Here is a 17,452-nt window from a genome sequence, read left to right on the forward strand (position 1 = left end):
AAATTTTAAAAAAAGGTGCAAGGAAGGAGGCTGATGGAGAAAAAACTTTTAGATGCAATTTTTACCATGGGATAACTATTAAAGATATAGGCAATGGAAGTTTAAAACAGGCCGGCAAAAGTTGGAGCGGTTACCTAAATAAAAAGGGAACAAAAAATTCGGGCGGGCTACCAAAATATTTAAAGTTACCGAAAATAAATGCTAATTTTTAACCGTTTAAAGTGATTTTAGGGCATTTAAGCTCTTAAAAAACGCTACTTAACTTTTCTTCCTTCCGCCTCCCTTTTTTTGGGAGTAAAATAATGTAAAGAAAAGGGGGGAAGCGGGATGACTCCAAGGGAAATAGAAGATGTTTTTTATGAATATGCTGAAGTATTAGATGTAGCCGTTGTAGGGATTAATGAGCCCTTGGCTACAGAAAATGCAGTAGCTTTTGTAGTTTTAAAAGATAAAGCATATGTAGAAAAGCTTTTGGAATTTTGCCGAACAAAACTTCCGCCGAGGTATATACCTAAAAAAATAATACCAGTAGATTTTATTCCTAAAACCAAAACTGGAAAAGTATTATTTGGAGAATTAAAAGAAAAAGCAATATAAAAACGCGGCCTTGGGGCCGCGTTTTTATCTTACCCTTACTGCACCGGCATAATGGCTTTCATAATAGCCTTCACTTAAAGAAGATATAATTACCTTATCTTTGCCGGAGCTAGCGTGGACAAACTGTCCGCTGCCAATATAGATGCCCACGTGATTGATAATGGAAGAGCCTAGAGTCTTGAAAAATACTAAATCTCCTGGAATGAGGTCGCTTTTACTAATTTTAACGCCCACATTATACTGAGCCAGAGCGTTATGGGGGAGGGTAATACCTACTTGTTTGTAAACATAACTGGTAAAACCAGAGCAGTCAAAGGCTGAACCGGAACTTGCTCCCCACTGGTAGGGAGTACCTAAATAACTTAAGGCAATATTTGCTACGTCGTCCCGGCCGCCACCGCGGGACACTTTTACGGTGGTTCGGGAGCGCGAAGTACTGCGGGAAGAGGTGGTTTTGCGCACGATTAATTTTTGTCCAATGCTAAGTTTTTCCGACTTTAAATTATTTAAGCGCTTTATTTCTGTTACGGAGAGATTAAATTTTTTAGCGATGTCCCACAGGGTATCGCCTGATTTAACTATGTAAATTGAAGTACTGCTGGTTGAACGGGAATCCGCAGAAGAAGAAGACTTTCCGGGAAGAACAAGTTTTTGTCCTGGCTTTAAAGCATCAGTTTTTAAGTGGTTAGCTTTTTTAATGGCGTCTACAGTAGTGTTATATCGCCGGGCTAGAATCCAGAGATTATCACCTTTTTTTACAGTGATGGTAGCGGCTAAAGCCGGGACTTGTACTAAAAATGCTGAAAGAGTTAGTGTAGCTATGGCTTTTTTAAAATTCATGGCAACACTCCTTAAAAGTTTATAAAACGTAACTAGAAAAGATTATTCTACAAAAAAACTAAAATTCCTGCAAAAATTGCCTCAAAATCAAAAAAGGAATTTGAACTTGAAGGTTGTATAATATGAAAGATGACAAATTTCTTTCGGGGGGTTTTGGAGTGAACCTAAAGGAAAATGCTCTAAAAGTACTTGAAGCCCGGTATCTAGCGCGGAATGAAAAGGGGGAATTAATCGAAACCCCAGAAGAAATGTTTTGGCGGGTGGCCCGGGCTATAGCTTTGGCAGAAAAAAATTATGACGAAAAGGCGGATGTGGAACAAATTGCCAAAGAATTTTATACTTTAATGACTGAACTTGACTTTTTACCAAATACCCCTACTTTGGTTAATGCCGGACGGCCTTTAGGACAGCTTTCAGCCTGCTTTGTTTTACCCGTGGGGGATTCTATGGAAGAGATATTTGATGCGGTTAAGTTTTCAGCCTTAATCCATAAAAGTGGTGGGGGTACGGGCTTTAGTTTTTCGCGGCTGCGTTCAAAAGGTTCCCGGGTTCGCTCGACCGGCGGTGTTGCCAGTGGTCCGGTAAGCTTTATGAAAGTTTTTAACGCTGCAACCGAAGCGGTAAAGCAGGGCGGAGTCCGGCGCGGAGCCAATATGGGGGTTCTAAGATGTGACCATCCGGATATCCTGGAGTTTATTACTGCCAAGGAAGATAATAAAGACATTACCAATTTTAATATTAGCGTAGCTTTGACCGAAAAGTTTATGAAAGCCCTAGAAGAAGATGGGGAGTATGAATTAATTGAGCCGTCAACCGGAGAAATTGTGAAAAAACTAAAAGCCCGGGAGGTTTTTGATAAAATAGCTCAAAACGCCTGGCGTAATGGAGAACCGGGGATTATTTTTATCGACCGGATTAATGAAGGTAATATGGTGCCTGATTTAGGACAAATTGAGTCTACTAATCCATGTGGTGAGCAACCTCTTCTTCCCTATGAGTCCTGCAACTTAGGCTCTGTTAATCTTGCCAACATGGTTAAGGGGCAGGAAATAGATTGGGAGCATTTAGAAAAAACCGTAAAACTTGCGGTTCGTTTTCTTGATAATGTAATTGATGTTAACCATTATCCCTTAAAAGAAATTGAAAATATGACTAAAAAAACCCGGAAAATTGGCCTTGGAGTTATGGGCTTTGCGGACATGCTAATTAAATTAAATGTTCCTTATGATTCGGAAGAGGCTTTACAAATTGCTGACAAAGTTATGGAATTTATAAATGATAAATCCAAAGAAGCATCAGCAGAACTGGCCAAAATTCGGGGTACTTTTTCTGCCTGGGAGAAAAGCCTTTGGGCGAAAAGGGGTTTAAAACTCAGAAATGCCACGACTACGACTATCGCCCCTACCGGGTCAATTAGTATTATTGCGGGGGTATCTTCCGGGATTGAGCCGATTTTTGCCTTGGCTTTTAAGCGCCATATCTTAGACCGCAAGGATATTGTTGAAGTCCATGAAATTTTTGAGCAACATGCCAAGGATAATGGCTACTACAGCGAAAAACTAATGGAAGAAGTGGCGAAAACCGGACGGGTCTCCGGGGTTACCGGGGTGCCCAAGGAAGCCCAAAGATTATTTGTGACTGCTTTGGATATTTCCCCCGAGTGGCATGTAAGGATGCAGGCGGTCTTTCAAAAACATACCGATAACGCTGTTTCTAAAACTATCAACATGCCCAATTCGGCTACTGTAAAGGATGTCAAAGAAAGTTACCTTTTAGCTTATAAACTTGGTTGCAAGGGCCTTACGGTTTACCGAGATGGTAGCCGTGAGGAACAGGTGTTAAATGCCGGGTTAACCGAGGAGAAAAAAGAAGTAAAGCAAACGGAAACCAAACCCTTTAAAGTAGTTCCCCGTCCCCGGCCAACGGTCACTTACGGTTTTACCGAAAAGGTTAAAATTGGTTGTGGCAATCTCTATATAACGGTTAATCGAGACGAACACGGTATTTGCGAAGTGTTTACTAACCTTGGCCGAGCCGGAGGTTGCCCTTCCCAGTCGGAAGCAGCCAGTCGCCTTATTTCTTTGGCCTTGCGCTCGGGAATAGATGTTACCGAAATTATTGGTCAGCTCAAGGGTATTCGCTGCCATTCTACTTTAAGGCAAATGGGTAATGGTAAAGATATTAAAGTTTTATCCTGTCCCGATGCTATAGGCAAAGCTATGGAAAAAGTTTTAAAAGATGCTTATGGCTTTAAAGGACAAATAGAAGTAGAAGCACCGCCTGTAGTAATAAGTAACGAAGGGGAAGTCTTTATTCCGGATCAGAGTAGTGAAAAGAAAAATGGATATTGTCCCGAGTGTCAGAGCAAATTAGAGCACGAAGGGGGATGTGTTGTCTGCCGCAACTGTGGTTACTCTAAGTGCGGTTAAGAAAAAAGCCTTGTAGCGTTTGCTATAAGGCTTTTTTATTTTAATCTAAAGTGTATTTTTTAGTTTCGTGATGTCCAAATTAATAGGTGAAGCTCACACTTAAAAAGTATTTTATAAACATTTATAAAAACAATTATAATGTTAAACAAAAAATGGACTTAACAACAAAGCTATTAAAAAAATTAAAAAAATTTTTTCTTTCCCGAAAAAAGCAGGAGGAAAATCAAAAATAAGAGCGAATATAAAATAATGTCGAAAAAAGACGCACTGGTGATGTTAAAAGTTTGTGAAGATATATACAAAAACATTTAAAAACATTTTTATATGTTTTGGAAAGGAAGGAGTAATAAATGTCCCAGGGAAAAACCTTTTTTACGATTGGTGATGCGGCAAAGTTAATTGGGGTCGTGCCGGCGACCCTCAGGAACTGGGAAAAAGCAGGTTTAGTAAAACCTGGTCGGCAAAACGGTAATTACCGTATTTATTCCCTTAAAGATATCGAAAGACTCAAAAAAATCAAATATTTAATGCAGGTAAAGGGCTTCAACATTGTTGGGGTTAAAGAGTATCTGGCGGCTCAAGGGGAAGAGTTGCCTGAAGAACCGGTAAAATTTGAGAAAAAAGGCCCCAGGATAGCTGTAGGACAAAAGCTTAAAATGCTGCGGGATAAAAAGGGCCTTACTTTGGAGGAAGTATCTGCTCATACCGGGGTTTCGGTTTCTTATCTAAGCCGAATTGAATCAGGGCAGGTAAACGTTTCAATTGCTACCTTGCAAAAGCTTGCAACTTTTTATGAGAAAACGCTCCTGTACTTTTTTGAAGGTTTAGATACTAAAGAGCAAAAATTAGTTCGGGCCGGTTATGGCCAGGTACTGGAAACTGATGAAGAGGGGATTAAAGTTGAGCTTTTAACAGCTATGAGGGAACCACTAATGGAGCCGCTTCTTTACACTGTAGCTCCGGGTGCCGGGCGGAATGAAAATATTTCCCATGAGGGGGAGGAATTTGTTTACGTTTTAAAAGGGGTTTTGGAAATTTGGTTGGATGAAACGGAAAGATACGTGGTAGGATCGGGAGATAGTTTTTATTTTAAAAGCACTCAGCAACACCGCTGGCGCAATATTAGCGACGAAGAACTGGTGGTGCTTTGGATTAATACTCCACCTACTTTCTAAGGTTTTTAGCCCGCAAGGGCAAAATATATTTAAAATTTAAAGGAGGTTTTAAAATGGGTTTTGATTTGGTTTTGAAAAATGCCAAAATACCTCAAGGGGACCGAACGGTGGATACCCATGTCCTGGTAAAAGACGGTAAAATTGCCGGTTTTACCACTGACCTTACCGGGATCGAGGTTGCCGAAGTAATTGATGCCGAAAATAATCTTGTATTGCCTGGTTGCATTGATTCCCACACCCACTTTAATGATCCCGGGTTTACCCACCGGGAAAACTTTTCTACCGGTACCCAGGCAGCGGCTGCAGGTGGGGTTACCACGATTATTGATATGCCCTGCTGTAGTGTACCGTCGGTAAGAAGTGTCGATAACCTTGAAGCAAAGCTGGAAGTAATTAAAGACAAGGCTTATGTGGATTATGCCATGTGGGGAGGCGCTACCGGGGAAGATGTCCGGAATAATGCCCTCTACAACATTAAAGAACAAGCGGATTATGGGGTTGTAGCTTTTAAAGTTTACATGACCCCTTCGGTGCCTACTTATCCTCCGGCTAGTGATGCAGAAATGCTGGAAATCTTTCGGGAAGTAGCAAAAACTGGACTTCCGGTAGGCATTCACGCGGAAAACCTGGACCTTTGCACCTACCATGTCAACAAATTAAGAAAAGAAGGTCGGATGGATGGCCCGGCCTGGGCGGAGGCTCGCCTGGAGCTTGCGGAAAAAGTTGCTATCCAGATGGCCATTAGCTTTGCCGAAGAAACCGGTGTTCGGCTCCATATCGTGCATATGAGCACCGGTATTGGTGGCGTGCTGGTAGGTGAAGCTAAAAAGCGGGGAATTGACGTGACAGCTGAAACCTGCCCTCACTATCTGGTGTTAAATGCCTATGAGTCGATGACTAAGTGGCGCCAGTTTGCGAAAATTGCACCGCCTTTAAGGACTACTAGAGACAATGAAATGCTCTGGGAACAGCTGGCCGATGGTCGGGTAGACTTTATTGCTACAGACCATGCTCCTTATGAAATTCCTACCGAAAAAGAAGCTGAGGGCATGGATATCTGGACTGCCTTCCCGGGAATTCCAGGGGTAGAAACCATGGTACCGGTAATTATTAGCGAAGGCTATAATAAAGGCCGGCTTACCTTATCCCGCTTAGTAGATGTGCTCTCACGAAATGCGGCAATCCACTATGGCCTTTATCCCAAGAAAGGTGCTTTAGAAATTGGCTCGGATGCCGACTTTACCGTAATTGACCTGGATTATGAATGGACCATTGATAAAGATAAGATGTACACCATGGCTAAATATACTCCCCTTCATGGCATGAAGCTTAAAGGAAAGCCGGTTAAAACTATTGTTCGGGGTAAACTGGTTTATGATGATAAGAATGGTATTGTTGGTAAACCAGGGTATGGCCAATTCGTTAAGCGGCAAACGATTTCTAAACTTGAACGCTGGATTAAATTTTAACCTGTAAAAAGGTTAAAAATATCATTACGAATTATCAAAGGAGGAGAAAATATGAAAGGTGACAGACACTGTATTGTTATCATCGACATGTTAAACGACTTCATTGGACCCAATGCCCCTTTAAGATGCCCCGATGGGGAGAAAATCGTTCCCAACTTACAGAAGCTTGTAGAATTTGCCCACGAAAAGGGGATTAATGTAGTTTTTGTGCAGGAAGCACACCGGAAAAACGATGCCGACTTTAGAGTTCGCCCGGTACACGCCATTAAAGGAACCTGGGGTTCGGACTTTATTCCGGAACTTCGTCCCGATGAAGAAAAAGGTGACTACATTGTGCAAAAACGTCGCCATAGCGCTTTTGCCTACACTGACTTAGACCTGTATCTAAGAGAAGAAAAAATTGACACCGTGGTAGTTACCGGTGTTTGGACTAACGTTTGCGTTCGGAGCACTGCCTCGGACGCTCTCTATCATGCTTACAATGTAATTGCGATTTCCGACTGCTGTGCCTCTAAAGATGAAGAAATGCACCAGGCAGGTTTAAGAGACATGGCGTTGTTTGCTGAAGTTATGACCTTAGAAGAATACATGAAAGAATGGCCCAATCGGGAAGGAGCAAAAAGGTAACTTATTTTTGGGAAAGGTCCTAAATTGGGCCTTTCCCGTCTTTGCTTTCTAAGGAGGCAAATTAAATGCGAATTGTGGTAGGGGTAACCGGGGCCAGCGGGGCTATCTATGGCTATACTTTAATTCAACTTTTGTCCCAAATGGGGATTGAAGTTCACACTGTATATACCGAAATGGGCGAAAAGGTATTACAGCACGAATGTGGCGTTAGCTTAGCTGAAATTTCCCGCTATGCTCACGTTTATCAAAATAATAACTTATTTGCCCCCATTGCCAGTGGGTCTTTTAAAACCCAGGGAATGGTTGTGGTACCCTGCTCCATGCATACCCTGGGGGCTATTGCCAATGGTACCGGGGAAGATTTGCTAACCAGGGCTGCTGACGTCACCTTAAAAGAAGGTCGAAAACTAATTGTTGTTCCCCGGGAAACACCGGTTACAGTAATTCATTTAGAAAATATGTTGCGTCTGGCTCGGGCGGGGGCAATTATTTTACCTGCTTCCCCGGCGTTTTATCATAGGCCTCAAAACCTGAGCGATTTGGTTTCCTTCATGGCTGGGAAAATTTTTGATGTTCTGGGAATAGAGCATAACTTATTTCAGCGCTGGGGGGAGTAGATTAAGAAGGGGGTTTTAACTATTGACAGCGTCACTAAGGACGTTTTTAGAGCAACTAAAACGGCAGAATTCCTTATATCTGGTAAAAAAACCTGTAAAACCCAAGTTTGAATTAGGGGCGATACTAAAAAAAACTAAAGGGACCGTGCCTACCTTTTTTCAAAAAGTTGAGGGATATGAAATACCAGCAGTCGGGGGAATTGTTGGTACCCGGGAAAATTTTGCTTTGGCTTTAGGGGTTAAAAAAGCTGATTTGCTTACCAAAATAACCGAAGCCATAACCAATCCTGGGGAAACCCGGCTTTTACCTTCAGGCCCGGTGCAGGAAAATGTTTTGACCAAAGGCTTTGATTTAGAAAAACTTTTTCCTATTCCAACCTTTCATGAAAAAGATTCGGGGGCGTTTATTACGGCAGGGGTTTTGGTGGCTAAAGATCCTCTTTATGGCCGGCGGTTTACCTCTATCCGGCGGATGCAGCTAAACGGACCTAATAATTTAAGCATTTTAATTGAATCACCGGGATTAATAGAACAATATTATGACTTTGAACGGCGCGGCCAAGCCATGGAAGTGGCAGTGGTTTTAGGAGTTCATCCGGCAATTATTTTATCAAGCCAGCTACCAACCCAAACCTTTGGCCTTGATAAATATAATGTGGCAAGTCGCCTCATTGGAGAATCTTTAGCTTTAGTGCGGTGTAAAACTATCGATTTGGAAGTACCGGCGGAAGCGGAAATCGTTATCGAAGGACGGATGCTTCCTAATGTCCGTCATCCCGAAGGACCTTTTGGGGAATTGATGGGGTATTACGGGCCGCAAACAATGCAACCGGTAGTGGAAGTAACAGCAGTTACCTTTAGAAATAATCCAATCTTCCAGGTAATTTTCCCCAGCAGTTACGAACATAAATTACCCAATGCCCTGATGCGGGAAGTGGTACTTTTAAACCATGTCCGTCATGTTGTTCCTTCCGTCAAAGATGTTCATATTACCATGGCCGGAGGGGGTCGGTGCCACGCCATTATCTCGATTAAAAAGACGGCTGAAGGACAGGGAAAACAAGCAATTTTTGCAGCGCTGGCTAGCAATAAAGATATAAAACATGTGGTAGTGGTCAATGATGATGTGGATATTTTTAATCCCGAAGAGGTGGAATGGGCTATTGCAACCCGGGTGCAGGCGGATCAAGACGTAGTTATCATTCCTGGAGCCCAGGGAACTCCGCTAGAACCCTCGCACAATCTCCGGGGAGTTTCGGCGAAGATGGGTATTGACGCAACTTATCCGTTAGCGGAAAAAGAACGATTTGCCAGAACTCACATACCAGGATATGAACAAATCCGGTTAGAGGATTATCTAACCCTGGATTGGTAGGAGGGGATAAAAAATGGGAAGTGCCATTGGCTTTGTAGAAACCCTGGGACTTACAGCGGCCATTGAAGCGGCCGATGCGATGGTTAAAGCAGCTAATGTTCATATTATTGAGTACCGGGTGGTAGGTTCGGGCCTGGTTAATATTACAATCCAAGGAGATGTGGCGGCGGTTAAAGCTGCGGTAGAGGCAGGCGTTGCGGCAGCCCAAAAGGTTGGCGAAATTGTTTCCTTTAACGTCATCCCCAGACCCCATGAAGAAATGTTGAAAGTTATACCCGTTAAATAAGGGGGTGAAGAACCTTGGAAAATCTTGTGGATAAGATAGTTAGAGATGTTTTAAACAGACAGATCCGGGAAACAACTACCGTTATTAGTCGTCCTAACTACCAGAGGGAAAAAGGTAAGGAGCGGCTATTAGGGGTAAAACCATCCGCAACAAAGGCGGAAAATTACTTTACAACTGGTTCGGCAGCTAATTTTCCTACCAGTGGTACCCTTTTTACCATTTCCATGCGACCACCGGTAAAGCCAGTTGCTGAAAATACTCCGGTAAATGATCCGCCGGCTTTCGCTTCTAAGCCTTCTCTTGCAATGACCGTTGAGGAGCAATTGCGCAAAAATTATGGCCAAGCCACGTTTATTGGAGTAGCTGCCGGTAACACTGTAGGTTATGTAATTCCCAACCTTGATCCGGGCCTTCGCAAATATTTACAAACCACTGGAAGTTTCCGGGCCTTGGGAGTTATAAGCTCGCGGGTGGGCGCTGCAGCCCAAATTATGGCTGCTGACGAAGCGGTAAAGAAGACCAACTCTGAATTGGTGCGCTTAGAACTGGCCCGGGATGATTTAGGTGGACCAGGTCACGGGATTTTCGCTATATTTGGAGCGGAAGATGTGGCCGATGTAATGCGAGCAGTGGAATTGGCCCTAAAGGCTACCGAGGAGTATACCCAAAACGTGCACCAAACTAAGGCGGGTAAGATCGAAACTCATTACTCCGCCAGGGCAGCAGCGGCCTTAAATAAAGCCTTTGGAGCTCCCTTAAACCAGGCCTTTGGCATCATTATTGGTGCCCCAGCGGGAGTAGGACTTTTAATGAGTGATACTGCTCTGAAAACGGCCTTTGTTACGCCAGTATCGTTCTGGGGACCTTCGGTGGAGCAAGCATTTGCTAACGAAGTATGGCTTACGGTCACTGGAGACTCCGCAGCAGTAAAAAATGCGTTAGATGCAGCCCGGGAAGTTGGGGAAAGGGTGCTGGCCGAATTGAGGGCTTAAAGGAGGTATATTAAATGGATAAAGCCCTTGGCTTAATTGAAGCAATTGGTTATTCTACTGCTATGACCGCCTTAGATGCAGCAGTAAAAGCTGCCAATGTGTCCTTTTTAGGTTTTGAAAGGGTAATTGGTGTTGGCAAAAAAATTTCTGTTACTTTAAAACTAGAAGGAGAGGTAGCAGCCGTAAAAGCGGCGGTTGATGCAGGGGTAGCTGCTGCTCAAAAAGTAGGGGAAGTATTAACGTCTCACGTTATACCCAGACCTCATTTGGAATTAGATAAAATTATTTTTAGCGCTGAAACTAAAGAATCGTTGGTAAAAACTCCCGAGAAAGAAGAGAGTAAAAACAAGGAAAATAAAAAAGCAAAATAAATTTAAGGAGGTATTTTATCATGGGTGAAGCCTTAGGTTTAGTGGAAACTAAAGGTTTGGTGGCAGCAATTGAAGCGGCCGATGCGATGGTTAAAGCTGCCAATGTAACTATTGTCGCTTACGAAAAAATTGGTTTTGGCCTAGTTACCGTGATGGTGCGGGGTGATGTGGGTGCGGTTAAAGCTGCTACCGATGCCGGTGCTGCTGCTGCCCAAAAAGTTGGGGAGTTAGTAGCGGTTCATGTAATTCCCCGTCCCCATGCGGAAGTGGAAAGCCAGATTCTTGCCAAAATCCAAGGGAAATAGCCCGGGAACTTACCCCGAGCTATCCCCCCATTTAGGAGGGGTTGGGTGGAGATTGAACAAAAGCTTTTTCTTTTAAATGAGCTAATAATAAATGAAAAAACCAATCCGTTGCCACCGCCCTATAAAGTTGGGGTTGACCTGGGTACCGCAGATATTGTTCTGGTGGTTACCGACCAAAAGGGAATACCAGTAGCTGGAGCACTAAAATGGGCCAGTGTAGTGAAAGACGGCCTGGTGGTAGATTATCTTGGTGCTATCCAAATCGTCCGGGAGCTAAAAGCGAAAGTAGAACGGCTTTTAGGTACTGAGCTTTCTAAAGCAGCTACCGCTATTCCCCCGGGGACGGTTGGTCGCAATGCCGAAGCCTGTGGCCATGTAATTGCCGGGGCGGGATTAGAACCGGTGACCCTGGTTGATGAACCGGTAGCTGCGGCCCGGGCTTTAAGCATTGAGCAGGGGATAGTAGTGGATGTTGGCGGTGGGACTACCGGAATTGCCGTACTTGAAAGCGGTCAGATAACTGCTACCTTTGATGAACCTACCGGTGGTACGCACCTTTCCCTGGTTTTAGCTGGGGGTTATAAAATTACCTTTGAGGAAGCGGAAAAAATAAAAAAAGATAGAACGCGCCATAAGGAAATTTTGCCGATAGTACGACCTGTTATTGAAAAAATGGCCTTAATTGTTAAGGAAAAAATAATCAATTATGACCATAATTTACCTGTTTATTTGGTTGGTGGTACTGCCTACCTTGAGGGCTTTGGCGAGGAATTTTCTAAGTTTCTGGGTAGGATAGCCTATGTTCCTCCCCATCCTTTGCTGGTAACCCCCCTTGGGATTGCGCTTTTTGGTTAGGGGTGAAAGAATGTCCATCTATCTTACCGCCATGAAAAATTATCTTGGACAACAAAAGACTACAGAGAGTTTTAAACCTAAAGCATTAATCTTAATTGCCGGTGCTACCGGTGGTGCTGAGGAAGGGTTTCTGGCCCTGGAAAGGATTAAAACTACTTATGACTTAATGGTAGTTGCCAGCCAAAATGCTTTTAACCTTTACGGGGAAGAAAACCTTAAATCTTTAACCGGTGTTTCCCTAATTCATAACGGGGAAGAGTTTAAAAATTATGATTTTTTAAAGACCATTTCGCTGGTTTTTTTACCGGTTATCACAGCAAATCTTGTGGGAAAACTTGCCCATGGTATTTATGATGAACCCTTAGCTTCAATAATATTTCATGCCAAACTTGCCGGTAAACCGGTTCTAGGTATTGTTGATGGAGCCTTGCCCGATGGGGAGGGTTTTAAAAGGCGGGGATTTAACAACCCGCCGGCGGGTTTGGTAAAGCTGATTCAGGAAAATATCGAGAAAGTCCGCGAGCAGGAAATATTTCTTTATGAGGGTAAAAAAATTTTGGCAAAACTTTCACCATACCTTGCCCTGCCTAATCCTGAGATACCCAAAGAAACCTCTTTTACCAGGATAAAAATAAAAAAACGCATTGTTACCCGGGACGACCTCTTAAACTTGAAGGAGGTAGAAGTAATCGTGCCGCAAAAGGCAATTTTAACTGATCTTGCCCGGGAATATGCCGCCCAGAAAAAAATAAAAATTACTTATGGTGAATAAGGCGGTGATGAGATGCTGTTAGGAAAGATTATCGGGAATGTGGTTGCTACGCGAAAAGACGAAACTTTAGTAGGAACGAAGATGTTGGTAACCCAACCGGTGGATTTAGAGGGAAATCCCGTTGGCCAGCCTTTTGTGGCGGTTGATACGGTAGGCGCGGGAATTGGTGAATTGGTACTTTATGTTACCGGTAGTGTTGCACCTTTTGCGGTACGCCGGGGGGACGTGCCTATTGATGCTGCAATTGTAGGTATTGTGGATAAGCTGGAATGGCAACGAAGCTAAAGGAGGTCTTTTATGGACGCTCAAACCTTTAAGACCGCAGTCATCCGGCGTAAACTGGTGGATGTTTTAATGGATCCGGACCAAAAGGCAACGCTGGTTTTAAAAAACGGTCTGGTAATTAACGTTATTACCCGGGAAATTTATCAAGCGGATGTGGCGGTTTATGATCAGTATATTTTAAAAGTTGGGGATGCTTCTGATTTAATTGGGCCGGAAACGGAAGTGGTGGATTTAGGGGGAAGATATTACGTTTCTCCGGGGTTTATTGATTCGCACATGCATTTTGAAAGCAGTATGTTGACCATTTCGGAGTTTAGTAGACTTTCTATCCCTACCGGTACCACCACGCTGGTGGCGGACCCCCACGAGATTGGAAATGCCTTGGGACCGATTGGCATTAAGGCCATGGCGGAAGAAACCAAAGTGGTACCCAACCGGGTTTATCTGGTAGTGCCGGCTCTTACCCCCGATTGCCCGGGTTTAGAAACGGCTGGCTACGATATCACCTCTAAAGATATGCCGGAGATTTTGAATTATCCTAATGTTATTGGTATTGGTGAACTTCAGGGGTTTTCTAATGCTAAGTATGTTTATAGATATACGCCGGAGGTTATCACAGACCTTATCTCCTCAACTACTTATGCCCAATCCATCGGTAAAATGATCGACGGGAATGCACCGGAGCTTTTTGGCAGTGAACTGGCAGCTCACTTAATTGCTGCGGGTACCGAGGCGTCCTGCCACGAAACTACTAGAAAAGATGAGTGTGTAGAAAAACTTCGCTACGGCATGTATGTTTTTATGCGGGAAGGCTCTACCCAGAAGAATATGGCGGAGTGCATTCGGGCGGTAACGGAAGAGGGTCTTGATTCCCGGAGGTTAATTGGGGCAACGGACGATATGGTAGCCGAAGATTTAGCAAAAAATGGTCACATGAACTGGGTAGTGTCCCGGATTATAAGGCAAGGCATTGACCCGGTTGAAGCAATACAAATGGTTACTATAAATCCTGCAACTTATTTTGGCTTAAAACATGTGGGTGTTTTGGCTCCCGGTAAGATGGCCGATTTAGTAGTGATATCGGATTTAATGGAAATGAAAATAGAAAAAGTTTATATCGGGGGTAAGTTGATGGCCGAAAAAGGCCGGATGGTGGTAAATATACCTAAATATACTTATCCTGAGGAAGTTAAACACTCGGTGAAATGTAAGCCGGTAACTGCTGAGGTTTTAGAGGTGAAAGCTACCGGTTCCAGTGCGGTAGTGCGGACTATTGGCCTTATCCCCGACCAGAACCTAACGGACGCTTATGAATTTACCGTTCCGGTAAGCGGTGGTGCGGCCCAAGCGGATCTTGCTCAGGATGTTCTACCCATAGCAGCTGTAGAAAGGTATGGACGAAAGGGCAGTATCGGAAGAGCTTTTGTTAAAGGTTTTGGCTTAAAAAGTGGGGCCTTTGCCGAAAGTGTTAGCCACGACGCCCATAACATAATCGTCGTGGGGACAAATTATCAAGACATGGCTTTAGCGGTAAATCGCGTCATTGAAATGGGCGGTGGAGTTGCTGTAGTTAAAAACGGTCAAGTTTTAGGAGATTTACGACTCCCGGTTGGGGGCCTTATTACCGATGAACTGGATGGTTTTGAGCTTTCGCAAAAGCTTGCCGCGCTTCACCGCTTGGCGGAGAGCGAACTGGGTTGTACTGTCCACGCACCGTTTATGCATTTGTCGTTTCTGGCCTTAACTACCAGTCCCAAATGGAAAATAACTGACCAGGGTTTGGTTGACGTCAACAGCTTCAGGATTATTCCGCCGGTTAAATAAGGAGGGGCTTTTTAATGCAAAAGGTGGGTTATTATCGTCCGGAAACTTTAGAGGAAGCCCTGGAACTTCTGGCTACAGGACAGGAAAATTATAAAATCCTTGCCGGGGGTACCGACCTGGTTTTGTACTTACGGGAGCGCAAAATAAAGCCAACGGCTTTAGTAGATATTACCCATATTGCTGCTTTAAAAGGTATAGCTGAATTTGACGGAAAGATTGTGATTAAAGCAGCAACAACTTTTACGGAAGTTGCCAATTCCCAACTTGTTCGCGAAAAAGTTCCAGCCCTTGCCGATGCTTGTAGTGTTGTTGGTTCCCCCCAAATAAGAAATCAGGGGACTATTGGAGGCAATATTATAAATGCCTCACCGGCTGCCGATTCAGTTCCTGCATTGGTATTATTTGATGGAGTTGCTAAGCTTAGAAGTAAAAATGGTTCTAGGGAACTTTTACTTACTGACCTTCTGCAAGGTTCCGGTAAAACATCTTTAGCCCCCGACGAATTATTAGAGGAAGTAATTTTAAATCCCTATCCGCAAAGTATTAGTGGCTTTTATAAACTTGGGCGCAGAAACGCGCTGGCTATTTCCCGGATTTCTGGGGCAGTGGAAATAGTATTTTCCAGCAATAAAGTAGAAAAAGCAAGGGTAGCTTTAGGCTCCGTTGCTCCCAATCCCTTTAGAGCAAAAGAATTGGAAGAGTTTTTAGTGGGACGGGAATTTACCAACGAAACCAAAGAACAATTTCTTCTCTTGGCTAAAAAGCTAGTGGCCGAAAAACTGGGAAGCCGTGCTTCTGCTCCCTATAAACGGGAGGCAGTAGCGGGAGTTATGCGGGAAGTTTTAAATCTTATTGAACTGCGCCGGGGGAGGTAGTAGTTGTGGAAAAGAAAAAGCTTTCCCTTATTGTAAACGGAAAATTAGTTGAAATGGAGGTTCCAACCCACCTCCGCCTCTTGGATTTCCTCCGGGATTATCTGCATCTTACCGGAACTAAGGAAGGTTGTGGGGAAGGGGAATGCGGCGCCTGTACGGTTCTTTTAGACGGAAAACCGGTAAATTCTTGCCTGGTCATGGCCCATAGTGCCCATGGCCGGGAGATTATCACCATCGAAGGATTGGGAACCCCGGATAAGCTCCATCCTGTTCAAGAAGCTTTTTTAGAAGCGGGAGCAGTCCAATGTGGCTTTTGTACTCCGGGGATGGTTTTAACTTCCTATGCCTTATTAAAGGAAAACCCCAATCCTACCCGGGAGGAAATTAAGGTGGCTATTTCTGGTAACCTTTGCCGTTGTACCGGTTACAACAAAATCGTTGAGGCCGTGGAGCTTGCCGCCCGAAAGGAGGGAAAGTAGATGGAGGAAAGAGTGGTTGGTCAGTCCCCCTGGCGGATTGATGGAATCGCTAAAGTTTCCGGCCGGGCAGTGTTTCCCCAGGATATTTACCTCCCCGGGATGGTTTATGGAAAAACCGTTCGCTCAAAGTATCCTCATGCAAGAATAACGAAGCTTGATGTTTCCAAAGCCGAAGCCTTACCGGGAGTATTAAAAGTATTTACCGCCAAAGATGTGCCCGGTCACAATGGTCATGGGGTTTTGCATCCGGATATCCCCGTTTTTGCCGACGGTAAAGTTACTTCCATAAATGACGCCCTTTGCCTGGTAGTGGCCAAAACTCAGGATATTGCGGAGGAAGCGGCTTTATTGGTTGAAGTGGAATATGAAGAGCTGCCTGCGGTTTTTGATCCCCGGGAGGCAATGAAAGAAACTGCTCCTAAACTTCGGGAAAACGGTAACATTGCTTATCACCTCAAAATTCGCAAAGGGGATGTGGAAAAGGGTTTTGCCCAAGCAGAGGTAATAGTTGAGGAAAGTTTTAAAACTTCCATGGTGGACCAGGCTTTTCTGCAGCCGGAGGCGGGGGTAGCGACCGTTGATGAACGGGGTCATGTGGTAATTTATGTAGCAACCCAGTATCCCCACTGGGATCGAACAGAAATTGCAAGAGCTCTGGGGATTCCCCAAAACCGGGTGCGGGTAGTTACTACGGCAGTGGGTGGAGCTTTTGGCGGTCGAGAAGATATGACTGTCCAAATCCACGCTTGTCTTGCGGCAATGGTTTTAAAACGACCGGTGAAAATTGTTTACGATCGCAGTGAATCTTTTAAAGCGCATAGTAAGCGCCATCCAATGTATATGGATTATAAGGTAGGAGCCACCCGGGATGGGAAACTGGTGGCCCTTGAAGCTACAATTATTGGCGATGCCGGTGCTTATCTTTCCTGGTCGCCGAATATCTTAAGAAAAGCTGCAGTTCACGCAACAGGACCTTATGTTATCCATAATGTAAAAGTTGATTCTTATGCCGTTCACACTAACAATCCCTTTACCGGAGCTATGCGAGGCTTTGGAGCAGCTCAACCACCAATGGCGTACGAAGCGATAATGGACATGCTGGCGGAAAAGCTAAAGCTACACCCCTTTACCCTTCGCTGGCGTAATGCCTTTGAAAGGGGCTCAGAAACGGCTACTGGCCAAATATTAGACATGAGCGTAGGGTTAAAAGAAACGATGATTGAGGCAGCCAAGCATTTTGGCTGGAACGTCGCAGAGCTTAAATAAGGAGGTGTGAGCG

Annotated in this window: 19 protein-coding genes; 18 read left to right on the plus strand and 1 reads right to left on the minus strand. The window is 44.2% G+C overall.

Features of this window, described 5'->3' with window-relative positions; all coding sequences use genetic code 11:
* The first annotated feature begins 327 nt into the window (after positions 1 to 327).
* On the plus strand, positions 328 to 597 hold the full coding sequence (locus cpu_RS02165; protein ID WP_075858346.1) for an AMP-binding enzyme: 270 nt from the start codon (positions 328 to 330) through the stop codon (positions 595 to 597).
* A 24-nt stretch (positions 598 to 621) separates the two neighbouring features.
* Here the strand turns inward: cpu_RS02165 and cpu_RS02170 are convergent, their stop codons facing one another.
* A complete protein-coding gene (locus cpu_RS02170) occupies positions 622 to 1,437 on the minus strand; it encodes a C40 family peptidase (RefSeq protein ID WP_075858347.1) in 816 nt (271 codons plus the stop codon).
* 158 nt (positions 1,438 to 1,595) lie between these two features.
* Here cpu_RS02170 and cpu_RS02175 point away from each other — a divergent pair, with 158 nt between their 5' ends.
* From cpu_RS02175 to cpu_RS14105, 17 genes are all read left to right on the plus strand, one after another.
* Positions 1,596 to 3,866, plus strand: a complete 2,271-nt coding sequence (locus cpu_RS02175; protein ID WP_075858459.1) for a vitamin B12-dependent ribonucleotide reductase — start codon at positions 1,596 to 1,598, stop codon at positions 3,864 to 3,866.
* A 350-nt stretch (positions 3,867 to 4,216) separates the two neighbouring features.
* Positions 4,217 to 5,041: a MerR family transcriptional regulator gene (locus cpu_RS02180; protein WP_075858348.1), complete on the plus strand. Its 825-nt coding sequence runs from the start codon at positions 4,217 to 4,219 to the stop codon at positions 5,039 to 5,041.
* 53 nt (positions 5,042 to 5,094) lie between these two features.
* Positions 5,095 to 6,510, plus strand: coding sequence for an allantoinase AllB (gene allB / locus cpu_RS02185; RefSeq protein ID WP_075858349.1), 1,416 nt, complete (start codon positions 5,095 to 5,097; stop codon positions 6,508 to 6,510).
* A 51-nt stretch (positions 6,511 to 6,561) separates the two neighbouring features.
* The gene (locus cpu_RS02190) at positions 6,562 to 7,137 is read left to right on the plus strand and encodes a cysteine hydrolase family protein (RefSeq protein WP_075858350.1); all 576 of its coding nucleotides are present in this window, start codon (positions 6,562 to 6,564) and stop codon (positions 7,135 to 7,137) included.
* Positions 7,138 to 7,202: 65 nt separating this feature from the next.
* Positions 7,203 to 7,754, plus strand: a complete 552-nt coding sequence (locus cpu_RS02195; RefSeq protein WP_075858351.1) for a UbiX family flavin prenyltransferase — start codon at positions 7,203 to 7,205, stop codon at positions 7,752 to 7,754.
* A gap of 22 nt (positions 7,755 to 7,776) precedes the next feature.
* Positions 7,777 to 9,129 (plus strand): UbiD family decarboxylase, encoded by a 1,353-nt coding sequence (locus cpu_RS02200; protein WP_075858352.1) that lies wholly within the window; start codon positions 7,777 to 7,779, stop codon positions 9,127 to 9,129.
* A gap of 13 nt (positions 9,130 to 9,142) precedes the next feature.
* Positions 9,143 to 9,415 carry a BMC domain-containing protein gene (locus cpu_RS02205; RefSeq protein ID WP_075858353.1) on the plus strand — a complete coding sequence of 91 codons (273 nt, stop codon included), beginning with the start codon at positions 9,143 to 9,145 and terminating at the stop codon, positions 9,413 to 9,415.
* 14 nt (positions 9,416 to 9,429) lie between these two features.
* On the plus strand, positions 9,430 to 10,407 hold the full coding sequence (pduB, locus tag cpu_RS02210) for a propanediol utilization microcompartment protein PduB (protein WP_077177122.1): 978 nt from the start codon (positions 9,430 to 9,432) through the stop codon (positions 10,405 to 10,407).
* Between the two features lie 14 nt (positions 10,408 to 10,421).
* Positions 10,422 to 10,778 carry a BMC domain-containing protein gene (locus cpu_RS02215; RefSeq protein ID WP_075858354.1) on the plus strand — a complete coding sequence of 119 codons (357 nt, stop codon included), beginning with the start codon at positions 10,422 to 10,424 and terminating at the stop codon, positions 10,776 to 10,778.
* Positions 10,779 to 10,795: 17 nt separating this feature from the next.
* A complete protein-coding gene (locus cpu_RS02220; protein ID WP_234970172.1) occupies positions 10,796 to 11,083 on the plus strand; it encodes a BMC domain-containing protein in 288 nt (95 codons plus the stop codon).
* A 45-nt stretch (positions 11,084 to 11,128) separates the two neighbouring features.
* The gene (eutJ, locus tag cpu_RS02225; protein ID WP_075858356.1) at positions 11,129 to 11,938 is read left to right on the plus strand and encodes an ethanolamine utilization protein EutJ; all 810 of its coding nucleotides are present in this window, start codon (positions 11,129 to 11,131) and stop codon (positions 11,936 to 11,938) included.
* A gap of 10 nt (positions 11,939 to 11,948) precedes the next feature.
* On the plus strand, positions 11,949 to 12,710 hold the full coding sequence (locus tag cpu_RS02230; protein ID WP_075858357.1) for a flavoprotein: 762 nt from the start codon (positions 11,949 to 11,951) through the stop codon (positions 12,708 to 12,710).
* Between the two features lie 12 nt (positions 12,711 to 12,722).
* The gene (locus cpu_RS02235; protein ID WP_075858358.1) at positions 12,723 to 12,995 is read left to right on the plus strand and encodes a EutN/CcmL family microcompartment protein; all 273 of its coding nucleotides are present in this window, start codon (positions 12,723 to 12,725) and stop codon (positions 12,993 to 12,995) included.
* Positions 12,996 to 13,007: 12 nt separating this feature from the next.
* On the plus strand, positions 13,008 to 14,819 hold the full coding sequence (gene ade / locus cpu_RS02240) for an adenine deaminase (RefSeq protein ID WP_075858359.1): 1,812 nt from the start codon (positions 13,008 to 13,010) through the stop codon (positions 14,817 to 14,819).
* A 14-nt stretch (positions 14,820 to 14,833) separates the two neighbouring features.
* Positions 14,834 to 15,694, plus strand: a complete 861-nt coding sequence (locus tag cpu_RS02245) for an FAD binding domain-containing protein (protein ID WP_075858360.1) — start codon at positions 14,834 to 14,836, stop codon at positions 15,692 to 15,694.
* A gap of 5 nt (positions 15,695 to 15,699) precedes the next feature.
* The gene (locus cpu_RS02250) at positions 15,700 to 16,173 is read left to right on the plus strand and encodes a (2Fe-2S)-binding protein (RefSeq protein ID WP_075858361.1); all 474 of its coding nucleotides are present in this window, start codon (positions 15,700 to 15,702) and stop codon (positions 16,171 to 16,173) included.
* Positions 16,174 to 17,439: a xanthine dehydrogenase family protein molybdopterin-binding subunit gene (locus cpu_RS14105; protein ID WP_075858362.1), complete on the plus strand. Its 1,266-nt coding sequence runs from the start codon at positions 16,174 to 16,176 to the stop codon at positions 17,437 to 17,439.
* Positions 17,440 to 17,452 lie beyond the last annotated feature (13 nt).

Source organism: Carboxydothermus pertinax, assembly GCF_001950255.1.
GTDB lineage: Bacteria > Bacillota > Z-2901 > Carboxydothermales > Carboxydothermaceae > Carboxydothermus > Carboxydothermus pertinax.